The following is a 20169-nucleotide window of genomic DNA, read 5'->3' as shown; positions in this document are numbered from 1 at the left end:
GCCCCGGATTGTCAGAGTCCGTCCATCGTCCCATGTGATTGGAAGCCGAGCTGTGACCGAAGAGCCCTCCGTCGCACTTGTCCGCCCGCTGCACGAGATCCTCACGCACCACGCACTGCAGCGAGCGGACGAGCGGGTCTTCCAGGACTCCCGGCGCTCCGTCACCTACGGCGCTCTGGAGCGGCGCACCCGGTTCCTCGCCGGGCACCTCGCCGCACTCGGGGTGGAACGCGGTGACCGCGTCCTGCTGCGCATGGGCAACCGGGTAGAGATGGTGGAGAGTTATCTCGCCGTCACGCGCGCGGGAGCCGTCGGCGTGCCGGTCGACCCACGCTCGTCCGACACCGAGCTCGCCCACCATCTCCTCGACAGCGGCGCCCGCACGGTGATCAGCGGCGCGGCGCAGCTGCCCCAGCTGCTGAGGACCGGTCGGAGCACGGGGCTGGACTGCCGTCTGATCGTCGTCGGGGCCGCCGAACCGGTGGCGGGCGCCACCGACTTCGAGCACCTCGCCGTCACCCCGCCGCCCGCCGACGCTCGGGACGACCTGGGCCTGGACGAGACGGCCTGGATCCTGTACACCTCCGGCACCACCGGACGTCCCAAGGGCGTCGTCACGACCCAGCGCAAGTCCCTCTGGGCCACGGCCGCATGCACCCAGCCGATCCTCGGCCTGTCCGCGACCGACCGCCTCGTGTGGCCGATGCCGCTGTACCATGCCGCCTCGCACAACATCGGTGTACTCGCCACGCTGGCCGTCGGGGCCTTCGCCCACATCCTGGAGGGCTCGGCCCCTGACGAGATCATGGAGACCGTCCGCAGCGAGCGGGCCACCTTCCTGGTCGGCTCCCCCACCACCTACCACCGCATGGTGGACCTCGCCCGCGAGCGCGGGCTCGAACTGCCGCAGCTGCGGGTGTGCATGGCGGCCGGCTCGGCCTGCCCGCCCGCGCTGCACGAAGCCTTCGAGGACGCCTTCGGCATCCGCCTCCTGGACAGCTACGGCAGCAGCGAGACCGGAGGCGCCATCACCACGCAGGCCCTCACCGGGCCACGCGTCCTGGGCACGACCGGCACCCCGCTGCCCGGCCTGACGCTGCGTCTGACGGACGCGCTGACCGGCGAGGAGGTGACTGCCGGCCACGAGGGCGAGATCTGGGTGCGCAGTCCGGCCACCATGACCGGATATCACAACGCCCCGGAGGCGACCCGGGCCGTGCTCGTGGACGGCTGGTACCGCACCGGCGACCTCGGCCGGCAGGACTCCGCCGGGAGGCTCACCATCACCGGCCGGGTCAAGGAACTCATCATCCGCGGCGGCGAGAACATCCACCCCGCGGAGGTGGAGCACGTCCTGGCCGGGGTGCCCGGCGTGGCCGAGGCCGCGGTGGCGGGCAAGCCCCACGCCGTACTGGGCGAGGTGCCCGTCGCCTACCTGGTGCCGGGTCCGGAAGGCCCCGGGGGCATCGACACGCGCGAGCTTCTGGAGACCTGCCGTCGGGAACTGTCCTACTTCAAGGTGCCCGACGAGTTCCACGTCATCGACGGCATCCCGCGTACGTCGACGGGGAAGACCGCACGTCAGCGGCTGGCCGAGCTGCCCGCGACGCTGCTCGTCGTCAATCCGTCGGTGAACGTCCGCCCCGATCTGGCCGCCGAAGGCCCGACCGGAACAGCGCCCGCCGCGATCCCGATGTCCGCCGACGCGGTCCTTCCGACGACGCGGCACGGGCTGCTCGGCCTGGTGCGCTCCGTGGTCGCGGACGTCCTCGGTCTGCCCTTGGAGGAGGTGACCGCCGATCGGCCTCTGCACGAACTCGGCTTCACCTCCCTGTCCGCCGTGACCCTCCGCGACCGGCTGTCGGCCGCCTCCGGCCACCGTCTCTCAGCCGCCGTGGCCTACGACTACCCGACCCCGCAAGCCCTCGCGCGGTACCTCGACGGCCTGGGGGAGGGCGGCCTCGGCGCGGAGAGCGCGGAGAGCGCGGGGGACGCCGAGGCAACGGCGGTGACGGGCCGGTCGGACGAGCCCATCGCCATCGTGGCGATGGGCTGCCGCCTGCCCGGCGGGGCCCGGACGCCCAAGGAGCTGTGGGACCTGCTCGTGGCGGAGACCGACGCGGTCGGACCGCTTCCCGACGACCGGGGCTGGAACCTGGACCGGCTCCTGGGCGAGGAAGGCGGCGGCGGTGGGAAGTCGTCCGCCCGGCAGGGCGCGTTCCTGGAGGACGCCGGGCGGTTCGACGAGGCGTTCTTCGGGATATCGCCGCGTGAGGCGCTGGCGATGGATCCGCAGCAGCGGCTGCTGCTGGAGACGGCCTGGGAGACCTTCGAACGCGCGGGCATCGACCCGGGGTCGCTGAAGGGCAGCCGGACGGGCGTCTTCGCCGGTGTGATGTACGGGGGCTACGGCCCCGGCCTCCACGAGCGTGCCCCCGAGAACCTGGAGGGCTACCTCGGCAACGGATCGGCCGTCAGCGTCGCCTCCGGCCGCATCTCCTACACGCTGGGTCTGCTGGGGCCGGCGATCACGGTGGACACGGCGTGTTCGTCGTCGCTGGTGGCGATCCATCTGGCGGCGCAGTCGCTGCGGCAGGGCGAGTGCACCCTCGCCCTCGCGGGCGGCGCCACCGTCATGTCGACGCCCGGTGCACTCGTGGAGTTCAGCCGCCAGGGGGCGCTCTCGGACGACGGTCGGTGTCGGGCGTTCGCGGCCGGGGCGAACGGCACGGGTTTCGCCGAGGGTGTCGGCCTGGTCCTGCTGGAACGTCTGTCGGACGCCCGCAGACTCGGGCATCCGGTCCTGGCCGTGGTGCGGGGTTCGGCGATCAACCAGGACGGCGCCTCCAACGGGCTCACCGCCCCGAACGGTCCCGCGCAGCAACGGGTGATCCGCACCGCCCTGGCGCGGGCCGGCCTAGCTCCCGCCGAGATCAGCGCCGTGGAGGCGCACGGCACCGGCACCACTCTCGGCGACCCCATCGAGGCGCAGGCACTTCTGGCGACCTACGGTCAGGACCGTCCGGCCGGAGAGCCGCTCCTGCTGGGTTCGGTGAAGTCCAACATCGGTCACACCCAGGCCGCGGCCGGTGTCGCCGGCGTCATCAAGATGGTCATGGCGATGAGGCACGACATGCTGCCGCGCACGCTCCACATCGACGAACCCTCACCCCACGTCGACTGGAGCACAGACCGACTCCAGCTCCTGACCGAATCCCAGCCCTGGCCGCGCACGGGCACTCCCCGCCGCGCCGGCGTCTCCTCCTTCGGCGCCAGTGGTACGAACGCGCATCTGATCCTGGAGGAGCCGCCTGCCGAGCCTGTTCCCGAAGCCGTCGCCGAACCGTCCGGCGGGGTGGGGGTGCCGATGCTGCTGTCGGGGCGTGGTGAGGGTGCGCTGCGGGCCCAGGCGGCACGGCTGGCGGACTTCCTGGAACGTCATCCGGACCTGCCCACCGACACGGTGGCGGGCATGCTGGCGGGCTCGCGCACGGTGTTCGAACACCGCGCCGCGATCACCGGCGACGACCGCACGCAACTCGTCACGCGTCTGCGGGCGCTGGCGGACACGGATGCGGACGGCCACGCGGGTGTGGTGCGCGGCTCCGGTCGCCGGCTGGGTGATCCCGTGTTCGTGTTCCCCGGTCAGGGTGCCCAGTGGCCGTCCATGGCCGTCGAACTCCTGGATGACGGCGGTGCTTTCGCGCGGCGTATGCAGGAGTGCCGTGAGGCGTTGGAGCCGTTCGTCGACTGGGACCTGTTCGCGGTGCTGCGTGGTGAGCCGGGTCAGCCCGACTTCCATCGGGTGGACGTCGTCCAGCCGGCTCTGTGGGCGGTCAAGGTGTCCCTCGCCGCGCAGTGGCAGGCCGCGGGCGTCCGTCCCGTGGCGGTGGTGGGTCACTCGCAGGGCGAGATCGCCGCCGCGACCGTGTCGGGCGCCCTCACCCTGGCCGACGGCGCGCGCATCGTGACGCTGCGCTCGAAGCTGATCTCCCAGATCGCCGGCCGCGGCGGAATGATCTCCCTGGCAGTGCCGCGGGAGCGGGCCGAGACCATCGCCGCCGACCTCGGACTGGACATCGGAGCGCTCAACAGCCCCGCCAACACCGTCCTGTCCGGCTCCCTCCACGCCCTCGACGAACTCAGCGCCTGGTGCGAGGAGAACGAGGTACGCCACCGACGCGTCCTCATCGACTACGCCTCCCACTCCGTTCACGCCGAGGCCATCAAGGAGCAGATCCTCGAGGCGCTGGCACCCGTCGCACCACGCAGCGGCGAACTGCCCTTCTACTCCTCCCTGACCGGCGGTCCCGTCGACGGCGCCCACCTGGACGCCGACTACTGGTACCGCAACCTGCGTCACACCGTCGACTACCAGGCCGCCACCCGCGCCCTGGCCCACGCCGGCATCACCGCGTTCATCGAGGTCAGCCCCCACCCCGTCCTCACCCTCCCGACGCAGGAAACACTCGACGCCCTGGACGACCTCGCCGAACAGGGCGCCGTCCTCGCCACACTCCACCGCGACCACGGCGACGCACACGACTGGACACACGCCCTCAGCACCGCCTGGACCCAGGGCGTGACCCTCCACCCGACCCCCGCGCCCACCGCCACACCCATCCACCCCGACCTGCCCACCTACCCCTTCCAGGGCACCCGCCACTGGCTCACCACACCGACAGGCGGTGACCCGCAGTCGTTCGGCCTGCGCCCCGTCGCGCACCCGCTGCTGGGCGCCGCGATCCACCGCGCGGACGAGGACGGCGTGGTGTTCACCGGGCGGGTCTCCACGGCCACGCATCCGTGGCTGGCCGACCACGTGGTGCGCGGGTCCGTCCTGTTTCCCGGAACGGCCTTCGTCGAGGCCGCGATCCGGGCGGGTGACGAGGTGGGCGCCCCCTGTCTCGAGGAACTGGTCCTCGAGGCCCCGCTCCTGGTCGGGGCACAGCAGACCGTCAGCCTGCAGGTGACCGTCGGGGCGCCGGACGCCTCGGGACGCCGTGCGGTGAGCGTCCACTCCGCGCCGCAGAGCGGCGCCGAATCGACGGCCGACCCACTGTGGTCCCGGCATGCCCACGGCTTCCTGGTCCCCGCCCTGCCGGAAGACACCGCCGCCGAAGCCCTCGCGACCTGGCCACCGCAGGGCGCGCAAGCGATGCCCGTCGAGGACGCCTACGAACGGATGGCCCAGGCCGGATACGGCTACGGCCCCGCGTTCCGGGGCCTGCGCGCCGTGTGGACCAGGGACGCGGAAGTCTTCGCCGAAATCGCCCTGCCCGAAGGGGAGACGACCGACGGCTGGAGTCTGCACCCGGCATTGCTGGACGCTGCCCTGCATCCCGACGTCCTGGGCGAAGTGGACAAGGATGTATCCGGCCCGCTCAACCTGCCGTTCTCCTGGCACGGTGTACGACTGCACGCGGCCGGTGCCACCACGCTGCGAGTGCTGCTGACCCGGCCGGAGCCGGAGGGCGTCGCGCTGCTCGCCGTGGACCCGGCGGGAGCCCTCGTCGTCTCCGTGGGCGCCTTGTCGACGCGGCCCATGGGGGAAGCGGCTTCCGCGGAGGACGAGACCGTCCGGCAGATGCTGCTGCACACCCAGTGGCAGCCTGTGACGACCCCGCCCGAGCCGCAGCCCGCGGGCCGGTGGCTGGCGGTGGGCCCCGACGCCGCCCGCACCGCCTCCGCCCTCACCGACGCGGGGTTCGACGCGCACGGGGTGCCGGACCTGACGGCGGACGTCTCGGGGCCCGCGCCCGACACCCTGCTCGTGCTCTGTGACCGTTCCGGGCCGGGAGCCGCCCACACCACGGCCGACACCGCCGATGGCATGGCCGACACCGCGGCCGCGGTCCACGCGCGCGTGCAGGCAGCCCTCGCGCAGGTGCAGCACTGGTTGCGCGACGAACGGTACGAGGCCACTCGTCTTGTTCTCGCGACCCGTGGCGCCGTCGCGGCCGAGCCCGCTTCCGGCGTCGCCGACCTGGCCGGGGCCCCCGTGTGGGGCCTCGCCCGGACGGTGCAGGCCGAACACCCCGGACGTCTCGTCCTGATCGACCTGGACTCCGAGGCGGACTCGCTCGCCGCGGACGTGGCCGGGCTGCGCGCCGCCGTCGAGTCCGGCGAACCTCAGACCGCCGTTCGCGCAGGCGGTGTTCTCGTCCCCCGCCTGACGCGCGCCGCCGACCTCGCGTCCGAAGAACCGCGAACGCTCGACCCGGAGGGCGTCACCCTCGTCACCGGCGGAACCACCGGCCTGGGCCGGCTCGTCGCCCGGCACATGGTCACCGCACACGGCGCCCGCCACCTGTTGCTGCTGAGCAGAAGCGGACGCGCGGCCGACGGCGCCGACGACCTGATCGGCGAACTCACCGATCTGGGCGCGTCCGTGACGGTCGAAGCGTGCGACGTGGCCGACCGGGAGGCCCTGGCGACGGTGCTCGCCGGCCTCGACCGTCCCGTGACCGCCGTGGTGCACAGCGCAGGCGTCCTCGACGACGGGACGGTGTCCGGTCTTTCTCCGGAGCAGGTCGCCACTGTGCTGCGGCCCAAGGTGGACGCGGCACTGCACCTGCACGACCTCACGCGCGGCGCCGACCTGAAGCACTTCATCCTGTTCTCGTCGGTCGCCGGCATCCTGGGCGGACCGGGACAGGCCAACTACGCCGCGGCCAACGCCTTCCTCGACGCCCTGGCCGAGCACCGGCGCTCGCTCGGACTGCCTGCCACCGCGGTGGCCTGGGGCCTATGGGAGGCCGGCGGTCTCACCGCGCATCTGGGCGCCACCGACCGCGTCCGCATCGCCCGCAACGGCGTCCGGTCGCTCGAAGCCGAGCAGGGACTGGCACTGCTCGACGCCGCCGTCGCCCGGCGAGGCGCCGCCTTCGTGGCCGCCCTCTTCGACCACGCCGCCCTGCGACGGCGTTCCGGCGGGGTGCCCACGCTGCTGAGCGGTCTCGTCCGCGCCGTCACGCGGCGTACCGCCGCCGTCGAATCCGGTGACGCGCAGGGTACCGGCGCCTGGCTCGCCGGACTCTCGGCGAAGGAGGCCGAACGCGCCCTGCTCGACGCGGTGCGCAAGCACGCGGCAGCGGTCCTCGGACACGAGTCGCCGCAGGCCGTACGCGCCGACAGCGCGTTCAAGGACATCGGCTTCGACTCGCTCTCCGCCGTCGAGCTGCGCAACCGCCTCAACACCGCGACCGGCCTGCGGCTGGCCCCGACCGTGGTCTTCGACCATCCGACGCCGCAGGCCCTGGCGGAGCACCTGGCCGAGAGCCGCGGCGGAGCCGCCGCAGCGGCGCCCCTCCCGGCGCTCCGGGCGAGCGCCACGACGGACGCGGACCCCATCGCCATCGTCGCCATGGGGTGCCGCCTGCCCGGTGGGGTCGCAGGCCCGGAGGACCTGTGGGAACTGCTGCGCTCGGGAACCGACGCGATCAGCGACTTCCCCGACGACCGCGGCTGGGACCTGGACGCCCTGTACGACCCCGACCCGGACAGACCGGGCACGTCCTACTCCCGCAGCGGTGGCTTCCTCGAGGATGCCGGGCGGTTCGACGAGGCGTTCTTCGGGATATCGCCGCGTGAGGCGCTGGCGATGGATCCGCAGCAGCGGCTGCTGCTGGAGACGGCCTGGGAGACCTTCGAACGCGCGGGCATCGACCCGACATCCCTCGGCAACAGCACGGCCGGCGTGTTCGTCGGCGCCATCGCCCAGGAGTACGGCTCGACCTTGCTGCACGAAGCCCCTGACGGGCTGGACGGCATGCTCCTCACGGGCAACGCCACCAGTGTGATCTCCGGTCGGCTTTCGTATCTCCTGGGTCTGCTGGGGCCGGCGATCACGGTGGACACGGCGTGTTCGTCGTCGCTGGTGGCGATCCATCTGGCGGCGCAGTCGCTGCGGCAGGGCGAGTGCACCCTCGCCCTCGCGGGCGGCGCCACCGTCCTGTCGACTCCCGGTACGTTCACCGCTTTCAGCAGGCAGCGCGCCATGTCTCCCGACGGTCGGTGTCGGGCGTTCGCGGCCGGGGCGAACGGCACGGGTTTCGCCGAGGGTGTCGGCCTGGTGCTGCTGGAACGTCTGTCGGACGCACGTCGGCTGGGGCATCCGGTCCTGGCCGTGGTGCGGGGTTCGGCGGTGAACCAGGACGGCGCCTCCAACGGGCTCACCGCCCCGAACGGTCCCGCGCAGCAACGGCTGATCCGCACCGCCCTGGCGCAGGCGGCCCTCACTCCCGCCGAGATCAGCGCCGTGGAGGCACACAGCACCGGCAGCACCCTCGGCGACCCCATCGAGGCGCAGGCACTTCTGGCGACCTACGGTCAGGACCGTCCGGCCGGAGAGCCGCTCCTGCTGGGTTCGGTGAAGTCCAACATCGGTCACACCCAGGCCGCGGCCGGTGTCGCCGGCGTCATCAAGATGGTCATGGCGATGAGGCACGACACGCTGCCGCGCACGCTCCACATCGACGAACCCTCACCCCACGTCGACTGGAGCACGGGCCAGGCCAAACTGCTGACGGAGAACCAGCCCTGGCCGCGCACCGGCACCCCGCGCCGCGCCGGCGTCTCGGCGTTCGGGATCAGTGGTACGAACGCGCATCTGATCCTGGAGGAGCCGCCTGCCGAGCCTGTTCCCGAGGCCGTCGCCGAACCGTCCGGCGGGGTGGGGGTGCCGATGCTGCTGTCGGGGCGGGGTGAGGGTGCGCTGCGGGCCCAGGCGGGACGGGTGGCGGACTTCCTGGACCGCTATCCCGATCTGTCCGCGGACGTGGTGGCGCGCATGCTGGCGGGCTCGCGGACGGTGTTCGAACACCGTGCGGCGGTCGCCGGGGACGACCGCACCGAGTTGCTGACGCGTCTGCGGGCGCTGGCGGACACGGATGCGGACGGCCACGCGGGTGTGGTGCGCGGCTCCGGTCGCCGGCTGGGTGATCCCGTGTTCGTGTTCCCCGGTCAGGGTGCCCAGTGGCCCGGCATGGCCGTCAAGCTTCTCGACGACGGCGGTGCTTTCGCGCGGCGTATGCAGGAGTGCCGTGAGGCGTTGGAGCCGTTCGTCGACTGGGATCTGTTCGCGGTGCTGCGTGGTGAGCCGGGTCAGCCCGACTTCCATCGGGTGGACGTCGTCCAGCCGGCTCTGTGGGCGGTCAAGGTGTCCCTCGCCGCGCAGTGGCAGGCCGCGGGCGTCCGTCCCGTGGCGGTGGTGGGTCACTCGCAGGGCGAGATCGCCGCCGCGACCGTGTCGGGCGCCCTCACCCTGGCCGACGGCGCGCGCATCGTGACGCTGCGCTCGAAGCTGATCTCCCAGATCGCCGGCCGCGGCGGAATGATCTCCCTGGCAGTGCCGCGGGAGCGGGCCGAGACCATCGCCGCCGACCTCGGACTGGACATCGGAGCGCTCAACAGCCCCGCCAACACCGTTCTCTCCGGTCCCGTGGAGACACTCGACCAACTCACCGCCTGGTGCGAGAAGCACCACGTGAGGCACCGACGCGTCCCGATCGATCACGCCTCCCACTCCGTTCACGCCGAGGCCATCAAGGAGCAGATCCTCGAGGCGCTGGCACCCGTCGCACCACGCAGCGGCGAACTGCCCTTCTACTCCTCCCTGACCGGCGGTCCCGTCGACGGCGCCCACCTGGACGCCGACTACTGGTACCGCAACCTGCGTCACACCGTCGACTACCAGGCCGCCACCCGCGCCCTGGCCCACGCCGGCATCACCGCGTTCATCGAGGTCAGCCCTCACCCCGTCCTCACCCCTCCGACGCAGGAAACACTCGACGCCCTGGACGACCTCGCCGAACAGGGCGCCGTCCTCGCCACACTCCACCGCGACCACGGCGACACCCACGACTGGACACACGCCCTCAGCACCGCCTGGACCCAAGGCGTCACCCTCCACCCGACCCCCGCGCCCACCGCCACACCCATCCACCCCGACCTGCCCACCTACCCCTTCCAGGGCACCCGCCACTGGCTCACCACACCGACAGGCGCCTCCCGCGGTGCGTCCGGCGTGGGCGCGGTCTCCACCTCGCATCCCCTGCTGGGTGCGGCCGTGGAACTGCCCGGTACCGAGACCGTTGTGTTCACCGGCCGGCTGTCGGCGGGCAAGCCCGCGTGGTCGGCGGACGGGCAGGCCGAGGGTGTGGAGCAGGAAGTGGACTGGCTCGCCGCGGAGTTGGCACTCTCGGCCGGCGGGCAGCTGGGCAGGGGCCGGCTGCGCACCCTGACCGCGCAGGCGCCGCTCGTCATGCCGGGTTCCGGCGCCGTCCAGGTCCGCGTCACGGTCGGCGAGGGTGGAGAGCCCGGTGTCCGCACGGTCTCCGTGCACTCCCGGCGCGGCGACGACGTCCTGGGGTTGCCCTGGACCTGCCACGCGAGGGGTGAGCTGGTCGCAACGGCGGCCGAGCCGGACTGGGACCTCGAGACCTGGCCGCCCGCGGACGCCCTCCCGGTGCCCGAACCCGAGCTGCGCCTGGAGTACCGCACCCTGCACTCCGCCGTTCGGAGCGTATGGCGACGGGACAGCGAGGTGTTCGCGGAGATCCTCGTACCGGACGCGCTGCGTGAGGAGGCACGGAGGTTCGGACTTCACCCCGCGCTGGCACAGGCACTGCTCGGCCTGGCGGGCATGAAGGGCGTCGCGCCCGAGATCGCCGCCGCGTCCAGGCGGGTACGGGACTGGGGAGAGGTCTCGCTGCACGCGTCCGGCGCCTCCGTCCTGCGCGTCCGGGTCTCCCAGGGGCCGAACGGCTCGGTGTCACTGGCCGCCGCCGACGCCACTGGATCCCCTGTCCTCTCGGTCCCGGCGCTGCGGCTCGCACCCGTCGTGCGTGCGGAGCTCAGGGCATCGACCGTGGCGCAGCAGGACGCTCTGTTCGGCATCGAGTGGACCGCAGTGGACACACGGGCGAACACCGCCGGCGCCGACGCCACGTGGGCCGTCGTGGGCGAGGATCCCGTGCGCATGCGGTCCTCGCTGATGACCGCGGGACGCTACACGGAGACGTACCCGGACCTGACGGCGCTGGCGGCCGCCGTGGAGGGGGGCCGACCCGTCCCCGACGTCGTGGTGGTCCCCTTCCTGGAGCAGCCCGGCGAGCCGGCCGGGCGGGAACTGGTGGACGCCGTTCACGCCACCACGGCCCGTGCCCTTCAGACAGCCCGTGCGTGGGTGAGCACACCGGCCTTCGACCGCTCCCGGCTGGTGTTCCTCACCAGTGGCGCGGTCCCCGCTGTGGCCGGGCCCGACGACACGTCGCCGCTCAACCTCGCGGCAGCGGGCGTCTGGGGTCTGATCCGCGGCGCGCAGACGGAGTACCCGGACCGCTTCGTACTCGTGGACACCGACCTCGCCAAGCCCACCTGGCGCGCCCTGGACCGCGTGGCGTCCTCCACCGAACCGCAGTGGGCGCTGCGCGGACGGACGGCGCGGGTCCCGCGGCTGGCCCGCCTCGTACCGGGCGGTGCTCTCCCGGGTCTGGACGCCGGCCCGGACGGTACGGTGCTGGTCACCGGCGGGACGGGCATGCTGGGCTCGGCCGTGGCCCGCCACCTGGTGACCGAGCACGGAGTGCGGGATCTGCTGCTGACGAGCCGTCAGGGCCCGGACGCGCCGGAGGCGGCGTTCCTGGAAGCCGAACTGACGGAGCTCGGGGCCCGGGTCCAGGTGGCCGCCTGCGACGTCGCGGACCACGAAGCCCTGGCCGCGCTGCTCACGGACCGGCGGATCGGGGCCGTGGTGCACACGGCCGGCGCGGCGGACGACGGCGGTCTCCCGTCCCTGACGGCGGAGCGCCTGAGCAAGGTACTGCGCCCCAAGGTGGACGCGGTCGTGAACCTGTACGAACAGGTCCGCGAGGCAGGGGTGGGGCAGTTCGTGCTGTTCTCCTCGGCCGCCGGCATCCTGGGCGGTCCTGGACAGGCCGACTACGCGGCCGCCAACGCCTTCCTGGACGCGTTCGCCCACCACATGCGCTCCCGTGGTGTCGCCGCCACCTCGATCGCATGGGGTCCGTGGGCCGGGGCGAGCGGTCTGCCGGGGCAGGCCGGGAAGGACCGGCTCCCGGTGGCGCCGCGCGGAACGCATCCGCTCACCGAACGGCAGGGTCTCGGGCTCTTCGACGCTGCGTGGGCGGCGGGGCGCGGCCTCGTGATCGCGTCCCGGCTGGACTTCGCCGGACTGGCCGGCGACGCGGAGACCGGCAATGTGGCCTCCGTCCTGCGGGCCATCGTGCACGTCGGCGCCCGCCGCACGGCCCGGGCCACGCCGGCGGAGCAGACGGACCTGCGACACCGCCTGGCGGCGATGAGCAAGGCGGAGCGGGAGACGGTGGTGACCGACCTCGTACGGGACCGGGCGAGTGCCGTCCTCGGCCACGCCACACCTGGCAGCGTGGCCGCGGACGCCCCGCTGAGGAACCTCGGATTCGACTCGCTCACCGCTCTGCAACTGCGCACGGCACTCGTCGAGGCGACCGGGCTGAGGCTGCCGACGAAGGTGGCGTTCGAGTTCGACACGCCTGTGGACCTCGCGGCGCACCTGATCGAGCGGATCCTCGCCCCGGCGTCCTCACGACTCAACGGAACGGAAAGGCCCTCGGATGAGAATTGACGATGTGTTCATCGACTCGCTCGGTGTCACGCTGCACGAGTTCGAGCCCGTCGAGCGGGCTGTGTCCAAGGGGCTGATCAGCCAGGAGCTCGTGGACGCGAACGGGCTCACCGGCACCCACCTGGCGCACGACATCCCGGCCGTGGAACTCGCGATCTCCGCCGCGCGCGTCGCCATGGACCGGTCGAAGCTGCAACGCGAGGACATCACGCACCACGTGCACAGCGGTGTGTACTACCAGGGGCCGCCCGGGTCCTACGCCCCCGGATACGTGCTGCGCGAATTGGAGGTGGAGCCGGTCTCGTCCCTGTACCTGCGCCAGGGCTGCAACGGCATGCTGGGGGCACTGGAGGTGGCGGTCGGGCAGATGACGGGCGCCGCTCAGGCGGAGAACGTCCTGCTCACCTCCGGTGAGAACTTCACCGCTACGGGCTCGGACCGCTACACGGGCATCGGCCAGGCGTACTTCCTCTCCGACGGCGGCGCCGCGGTCTGGCTCAGCGCGGACGAAGGGTTCGCGCAGATCAGGTCGCTGAGCGCGGGCATCCTGCCGGAGCTCGAACGGTGGCATCGCGGTGACGGCTCGCTGCTGGCGGACGAAGGCCGTGAAAGCGACGCGGACATGGCTGAACGGGCCACTCGCTACAGCGAGACCGAGACCCCGCTCTCGGAGACCCTCGAGAAACTCACCCTCTTCAACCTCGGTGTCATCCGCCGGGCACTCGTCGACGCCGACCTGAATGCCGACGACATCGCCAAGGTCGTCCCGATCAACATCGACGGCCGGATGATCGAGTACTCGGTCATGATGCCGCTCGGCCTGCCCATGGACCGCTCCACGTGGGACTTCGGCAAGGGCATCGGGCATGTGGGCGGCGCCGATGTCTTCATCACCCTGGAGCATCTGGTCCGTACGCGCGAGGTGGCTCCCGGCGACCACGTACTGCTGATCTCCCAGGGCCCGGGCTGGATGTGCACGGCCGCTGTCGTCACCCTCGTCGATCTTCCCACCTGGGCGCTGTGACGTTGCCGCTGCCACCGTGCGCTCGTCCTCGACGCGTCGAGGACGGCCGGTGGCAGCGGTGCGACCACACGGAACGTGGTCGGCGCACGCACCACCTCGAAGACGTCGCACGAGCCGCCGGCCGGTGGCGCAGCCCTCCGGCCGGCGGCGGCCGTGTCGCGTGCCGTTCGGCGTACGACCTCGCCCCCGAGCCCCGCGGCAGCGCCGCCGTCGCGGCCGCATCCACCAGGCCGGCCACGGTGGGCGCGGGCTTCGCGAACACGACGGAGCCGATGCCCCGTCCGGTGCCGACCGCACCCGCTCCGGAGCCGGGTCGACCGCCGGACGCAGCGCGGCGTCGCGCCGGCCTGTCCCGTGAGCAGCGGCCCGGCCGCCGTCGGCCGGGTGTCGTCCCGGGTCCTGGCCGGCCGCGTCTCGGCCGCCCCCGTCGTCTCGACGCCCGCGAACAGGGCCTGACGTCCGGCGGGGAGTGAGAGCGCGGGACCCGCGATGACCCGTGCCGCACGCGGCGCGAGAGCCACGCCGGACGACGTGCGGATGCCGGACGTGGCGCGGACCGGCGTCCGGGGTCTCGTCGGTGCAGCGCAGGACCGGGCCCCGGGGCGCTGCGTCCTCGTCGCGTGACGACCGCGTCCCGGGTCACGACGACCAGCGGGCCTGCACCGGCCGGGGGTCGCGGCGTGCGGGACGGGCGTTTCCTCGTCGACCGCTCGCAGCACGGACGGCAGCTCGTGCGGGACGGCTTTCGCCGCGGCCGCCCGCCGGCATCAGGGCGCGTGGACCCGCGGCGCGTCAGGGCCGACCACCGTCCACAGGTGCGGGCGCGCCGCCGACCGCGGCAGTTCGTACGGGTCCCAGCAGCGGTCGAGGAGGGCGTCCTGCTGTGCAGCCGACGCGGCTCGTACGGCGTCGCCCCGCAGCGGTGCGCAGGTCACCGAGCGCGCGGTCAGCACCGGGTCCCCGGCGCCGTCGGCCGCCTCCAGGTCCCAGGAGCCGTCCGTCGTCCGCAGAAGCCGCACACGCAGCACGGACGCGCCGGAGGCGTACAGGGACACGTCCCGCCAGCGCACCGCCGCCTCTCGGACCGGGCGTACGGCGCCGGCCAGCGCAGCGTCCAACAGCACAGGATGGAGGGCGTGACGGTCCTGGCCCGTCACCCAGTCGGGCAGCGCCACCTCGACGAAGACCTCGTCGCCGCGCCGCCACACGGCGCGGGGCGTCCGCGCGGCGTCCGGCCCGCCGGCGCCGCGCTCCCCGCCGACCCGGCGGGCGCCCTGCGGAGGCCACTCGGACAGGTTCACGTCGGATCCCGCGGGGGAGCCCGGCGCCACCGTCGCCGTCGCGTAACGGGTCCACGGTCTTCGTGACGCGCCTCGTTTGTCCCGCCGCCCGTGCACCGTGATCCGCCTGATCCCGTCGGCCTCCGGCGCACCGACCGTCACCCGAAGTTGCACGCCGCCGTCGCGCGGCAGCACCAGTGGCTCGTCCGCCGCCACGTCCAGCGCCCGGGCGCAGCCGACGCGGCCCGCCGCGTGCAGCACCAGGTCCAGCAGGGCCGCTCCGGCGAACACCGCCGCGCCGTCCACGCGTTGCGGCAGCGTCGGGTCGCCGGCGGCCGCGGTGATCCGGCCCGTGCACACCAGTTCGTCGCGCCCGGGCAGTTCGACCACGGCCGAGAGCAGGGGATGGCCCGCGTCGTCCAGCCCCAGTTCGACGGCGTCGGAAGAGCAGAGCGCTTCCCGCGACCGCTTCCGGGACCGTCGCCACAGCGGCCGTGTCGGCAGCCCCGCCAACAGTGCGCGGGCGATCTCCCCGGCCGGGTCGCGAGGAACCTCGATGACCTCGTGGATCTCCTCCGGGAGCTTGTACGCGGACAACCTCTGCCGGCAGGCGGTCAGCACCGCCGCCACGTCGAGCTCCCCGGCCGTCGGTACCACGTAGGCGACCGGCACCTCGCCGAGCGTCCCGTGGGCTACGCCCGCGACGGCGGCGTCCGCGACCCCGGGCGCCCGCACGAGGGCGTCTTCCACCTCGCGCGGGTGGATGTTCTCCCCGCCCCGGGTGATCAGCTCCTCGAGCCGGCCGGTGATCGTCAGATATCCGTCCGCGTCCCGGCGGGCCAGGTCACCGGTGCGGTACCAGCCTTCGGAAAGCACCTTCGCGGTTTCCTCAGGCTGCCGGTGATAGCCGGTCATCAGTGCCGGACCGGACACCCACACCTCGCCTTCGGCACCCCGCTCCACCTCGTCGCCCGTGCGCGGGTCCGTGAGCCGCAGCGTCAGTCCCGGCAGCGGCACACCGCACGAGCCGGGCACGTACGGGCCCTGCGGCAGGTGGGTGGTCATCGCGCCGCCGGTCTCCGCCGAGCCGTAGCCGTCCAGCAGCGCGATGCCGAACGCGGAACGGAACGCCTCGTGCAGGGACTGCGGACACGGCGAGTCCGCCACCGTGCACACCCTCAGCGCCAAGCCGCCGACCGCGCCGGACCGGGCGAGCTCCACCATCTGGCGGTACATCGTGGGCACACCCACCAGGAAGGTGGCGTGCTCCTCGACGGCCCGGCGCAGCACCTCGTCGGCGGCCGGACCGTCCGTGATGCAGACCGTGGCGCCGACCGCCACGACACCGAGCACGCACATGTTGTGCGCCGCCGCGTGGAAGAGCGGCACCGGCCACACGACCCGGTCCTGAGGGGACAGCCCCAGCAGCGGTGCGCTGCAGGCGGCCGTCGTCCACAGCGACGTCCGCTGCGTGGTCACGACCCCGAGGGGCCGGCCGGCCGTCCCGGAGGTGTAGAGCATCCAGGCCGGCTCGTCCAGGCCCAGGTCGTCGCGGGGCGGATCGCGCAACGACCACGTCGACGCCAGTTCCTCCCAGCGCGGCAGCTCGTCGTCGGCCGCCTCCGTGAACCCCGGCTCGAAGTCCCGTCCCACGAGGACCACGACGACGTCCGGCCGGTCCGCAAGCACGCGGCGCAGCCGGGGCAGCTGCGCCGCACCGGCGATGACCAGCCGCGCCGCGCAGTCGTCCAGCAGGTATGCCAGTTCCGCGTCGGTCGACTCCGGGTCGACCGGCACCCCGACGGCGCTCGCCCGGGTGACGGCGAGGTAACTCTCCACCGCCTCCACCCGGTTGGGCAGGCAGATCACCGCCGAAGCGCCTCGCGCCAGGCCCAGCCCCACCAGATGACCGGCCGCCCGGGCGGTACGCCGGTCCAGTTCGGCCCAGGTCACCGCCCGACCGGAGTCCTTGAACGCGATCCGGTCGGGCCGCTGGGCCGCGTGCCCGGCGAGCAGTTCGTGCACCGGGCGGATGAGTCCCGCCTGGAACGTGCCGTCCGCGGTCACGACTTCCTCCTCACGTGCCGGCCGCACGGTAGCGGCGCACCGCCAGCGTCCGGCCCACCACCGCGATCAGCACCGACCAGGACAACGACACCAGCACGGGATGCTGGGCGGGCCAGGCGCCCGTGGCCGCGAGCCCCGGGTTGCCGAACAGTTGCCGTGTCGCCTGCACCGTCGCGCTCAGCGGGTTCCACTCGGCGGCCCAGCGCAGCACCGTCGGGAGCGTGGAGGGCGCCACGAACGCGTTGGAGAGGAACGTCAGCGGGAACAGCCACAGGAAGTTGCTGGTGGCCGCCGCCTCCGGGGCGCGCACCGACAGGCCGATGACGACACCCACCCACGACAGCGCGTAACCCATCAGCAGCAGCAGGCCGAATGCGGCGGCGGCCCGCAGCGCCCCGTGATGGATGCGCCAGCCGACCAGCAGCGCGCACAGCACCATCACCGTCATCACCATGACGTTCTGCACGAGATCCGCGACGGTGCGGCCGGTGAGCAGCGCCCCCCGCGCCATCGGCAGGGAGCGGAACCGGTCGACCATGCCGCTCTGCATGTCGTTGGCCATGCTGACACTGCTGTTGCCGGCGGTGGCGAAGGCGATGGTCTGCGCGAAGAACCCGGGCATCATGTACTCGCGGTATGCGGCGGCGTTCGCGGCGCCGGGCAGGCTGAACGACCCGGCGAAGATGTAGGCGAAGAGCAGCACGAAGACGATCGGCTGCACCAGACTGAGGACGACCACCTCGGGGATGCGGATCGTCCGGATCACGTTGCGCCGCGTCACGACGAGTACGTCGCGCAGCGATTTGGCGGCCGATCCGGGCCTCAGCCCGGGTACGGACGATGCCGTGGCCGACACGTTCATCACTCCTTCTCGTTCGCCGCGCCGGCACCGACCGCCGTGCGCGATGTGTTCCCCGGGGCGGCCTCGGTGAGGGCGAGGAAGACCTCGTCGAGCGTGGGGCGGCGCAGTCCGATGTCGGTGACCTCGATGCCTGCGTCGTCCAGTGCGGCGATCACCTGGGTCACCAGCCGCACCCCGCCGTCGACGGGAACCGAGACCATGCCGCGGGGGCCGTCGACGTCCGGTGCGCGGGTGCCGTACCGGGCCAGCAGAGCGGCCGCGGAGTCGAGTTGCCCGCGCCGGGAGACGACCGCCTCCACCCGCTGGCCGCCCGCCTGCGCCTTCAGTTCGCGCGGTGAGCCACGGGCGATGATCCGTCCGTGGTCGACGACCGCGATGTCCCGCGCCAGGCGGTCGGCCTCCTCGAGGTACTGAGTGGTGAGCAGGAGCGTGGTGCCCTGCGACACGAGGCCCTCGATGGCGTCCCACAGCATCAGCCGGCTGGTCGGATCCAGGCCGGTCGACGGCTCGTCGAGGAACATCACCGAAGGGCGCACGACGAGCGCGCAGGCCAGGTCCAGACGTCGCCGCATGCCGCCCGAGTACGTGCTGGACATCCGGTCGGCGGCCCCGGTGAGGTCGAACCGGTCCAGCAGCTCGTCCGCGCGCCCGAGGGCGGCCCGGGAGCGAAGCCCGTACAGCTCACCGATCATCCGTAGGTTCTCCCGGCCCGTGAGCCGGTCGTCGACGGCGGCGAACTGGCCCGAGAGGCCGATGGAGAGCCGGACCCGGTCAGGGTGGCGGACCACGTCGTGGCCCGCCACGACGGCGGTGCCCGCGTCGGGCCGCAGCAGGGTGGCGAGCAGGCGCACCGTCGTGGTCTTGCCCGCTCCGTTGGGGCCGAGCAGTCCGAGGACGCTGCCTTCCGGCACGTCAAGGTCCACTCCGTCCAGCGCCCGGGTCTTGCCGAAGGTCTTGACCAGACCCGTGGCGTGAATGGCACCCGCCATGGGGTTCTCCGTCCTCGTGTGCAGGGATGGGGCGGGGGTGAGTGGGGCGGGCGCCCCGGGCCGGGTGCCCGCGCCCCGGACACCCGGCCCGGCGGATCAGGTGGCGGCGATGAGCTTCAGCTCGGGGTGGGCCGTGCCGCCCTCGATGGCCGTGGACGAGACATGGGAGACGACGCGCTCGTCGACCGGGTCGTTCGCCGGGTCGTCGTGCACGACGACGTGCTCGTACGTCGTCACGCGCTGGGCCGGGACGCGGTCGGCCGACCGGATGAGCTGGATCAGTTCGAGCAGGTTGGAGCGGTGCTTGGCGCCGGCCGAGGAGACGACGTTCTCCTCCAGCATGATCGAGCCGAGGTCGTCGGCTCCGTAGTGCAGGGAGAGCTGGCCGATCTCCTTGCCCGTGGTCAGCCAGGAGCCCTGGATGTGGCGGACGTTGTCGAGGAACAGCCGGGCGATCGCGATCATCCGCAGGTACTCGAACTGCGTGGCCTGTGTCTGGCCCTTGAGGTGGTTGTTCTCGGGCTGGTACGTGTACGGGATGAAGGCGCGGAAGCCGCCCGTGCGGTCCTGCACGTCACGGATCATCCGCAGGTGCTCGATGCGCTCGGCGTTGGTCTCGCCGGTGCCCATCAGCATGGTGGACGTCGACTCGACGCCCAGTCCGTGCGCGGTCTCCATGATCTCCAGCCAGCGCTCGCCGGACTCCTTGAGCGGGGCGATCGCCTTGCGCGGCCGGGCGGGCAGCAGCTCGGCGCCGGCGCCGGCGAAGGAGTCGAGGCCGGCCGCGTGGATCCGGGTGATCGCCTCCTCCACGCTCACCTTCGAGATCCGCGCCATGTGCTCGACCTCGGACGCGCCCAGCGAGTGGATCACCAGTTGCGGGAACGCCTTCTTGATGGCGGAGAAGTGCTGCTCGTAGTACTCGACGCCGTAGTCCGGGTGGTGGCCGCCCTGGAACATGATCTGGGTGCCGCCGAGCTCGACGGTCTCCGCGCAGCGGCGCAGGATGTCGTCGAGGTCGCGGGTCCAGCCCTTGGCCTTGTCCTTGGGGGCCGCGTAGAAGGCGCAGAACTTGCACGCCGTGACGCACACGTTCGTGTAGTTGATGTTCCGCTCGATGATGTACGTCGCGATGTGCTCGGTTCCCGCGTACAGCCGGCGGCGTACCGCGTCGGCGGCGGCGCCCAGCGCGTGCAGCGGGGCGTCGCGGTAGAGGTCGAGAGCCTCTTCGGGGGTGATCCGCCCACCGGCGGCGGCACGGTCGAGGACGGACTGGAGGCGGTGTTGCGGAGGTCGGGGCATGGTGGTGGCCGGGCCTT

6 protein-coding genes are annotated in these 20169 nt (G+C 72.8%); 2 read left to right on the top strand and 4 right to left on the bottom strand.

The genetic code is table 11. The features are described 5' to 3' along the window. The first annotated feature begins 52 nt into the window (after positions 1-52). Complete coding sequence (locus OHS82_RS06570; protein WP_328433478.1) at positions 53-12628, top strand: SDR family NAD(P)-dependent oxidoreductase; 12576 nt, start codon at positions 53-55, stop codon at positions 12626-12628. Beyond that, a complete protein-coding gene (locus tag OHS82_RS06565) occupies positions 12618-13652 on the top strand; it encodes a ketoacyl-ACP synthase III family protein (RefSeq protein WP_057582074.1) in 1035 nt (344 codons plus the stop codon). The genes OHS82_RS06570 and OHS82_RS06565 overlap by 11 nt, the downstream gene beginning before the upstream one ends. A gap of 767 nt (positions 13653-14419) precedes the next feature. On the opposite strand, the gene OHS82_RS06560 is transcribed toward OHS82_RS06565, so the two are convergent. From OHS82_RS06560 to mqnC, 4 genes are all read right to left on the bottom strand, one after another. After that, a complete protein-coding gene (locus tag OHS82_RS06560; protein WP_328433477.1) occupies positions 14420-16999 on the bottom strand; it encodes an AMP-binding protein in 2580 nt (859 codons plus the stop codon). Between the two features lie 10 nt (positions 17000-17009). Then, complete coding sequence (locus OHS82_RS06555) at positions 17010-17861, bottom strand: ABC transporter permease (RefSeq protein WP_057582072.1); 852 nt, start codon at positions 17859-17861, stop codon at positions 17010-17012. After that, positions 17861-18850: an ATP-binding cassette domain-containing protein gene (locus OHS82_RS06550; protein WP_328433476.1), complete on the bottom strand. Its 990-nt coding sequence runs from the start codon at positions 18848-18850 to the stop codon at positions 17861-17863. Before OHS82_RS06550 ends, OHS82_RS06555 begins: the two co-directional genes overlap by 1 nt. A 96-nt stretch (positions 18851-18946) precedes the next feature. Then, complete coding sequence (mqnC, locus tag OHS82_RS06545) at positions 18947-20152, bottom strand: cyclic dehypoxanthinyl futalosine synthase (RefSeq protein ID WP_266716222.1); 1206 nt, start codon at positions 20150-20152, stop codon at positions 18947-18949. Positions 20153-20169 lie beyond the last annotated feature (17 nt).

It is taken from the genome of Streptomyces sp. NBC_00425, assembly GCF_036030735.1.
Taxonomy (GTDB): Bacteria; Actinomycetota; Actinomycetes; order Streptomycetales; family Streptomycetaceae; genus Streptomyces.
Note: the sequence above shows the minus strand (reverse complement) of the source record. Positions and strands in the feature narration are given on the sequence as shown.

Coding starts and splice junctions, on each gene's coding strand:
- OHS82_RS06565 (WP_057582074.1), top strand. CDS start 12,618: ATGAGAATTGACGATGTGTTCATCGACTCGCTCGGTGTCACGCTGCAC.
- OHS82_RS06555 (WP_057582072.1), bottom strand. CDS start 17,861: ATGAACGTGTCGGCCACGGCATCGTCCGTACCCGGGCTGAGGCCCGGA.
- OHS82_RS06550 (WP_328433476.1), bottom strand. CDS start 18,850: ATGGCGGGTGCCATTCACGCCACGGGTCTGGTCAAGACCTTCGGCAAG.
- mqnC (WP_266716222.1), bottom strand. CDS start 20,152: ATGCCCCGACCTCCGCAACACCGCCTCCAGTCCGTCCTCGACCGTGCC.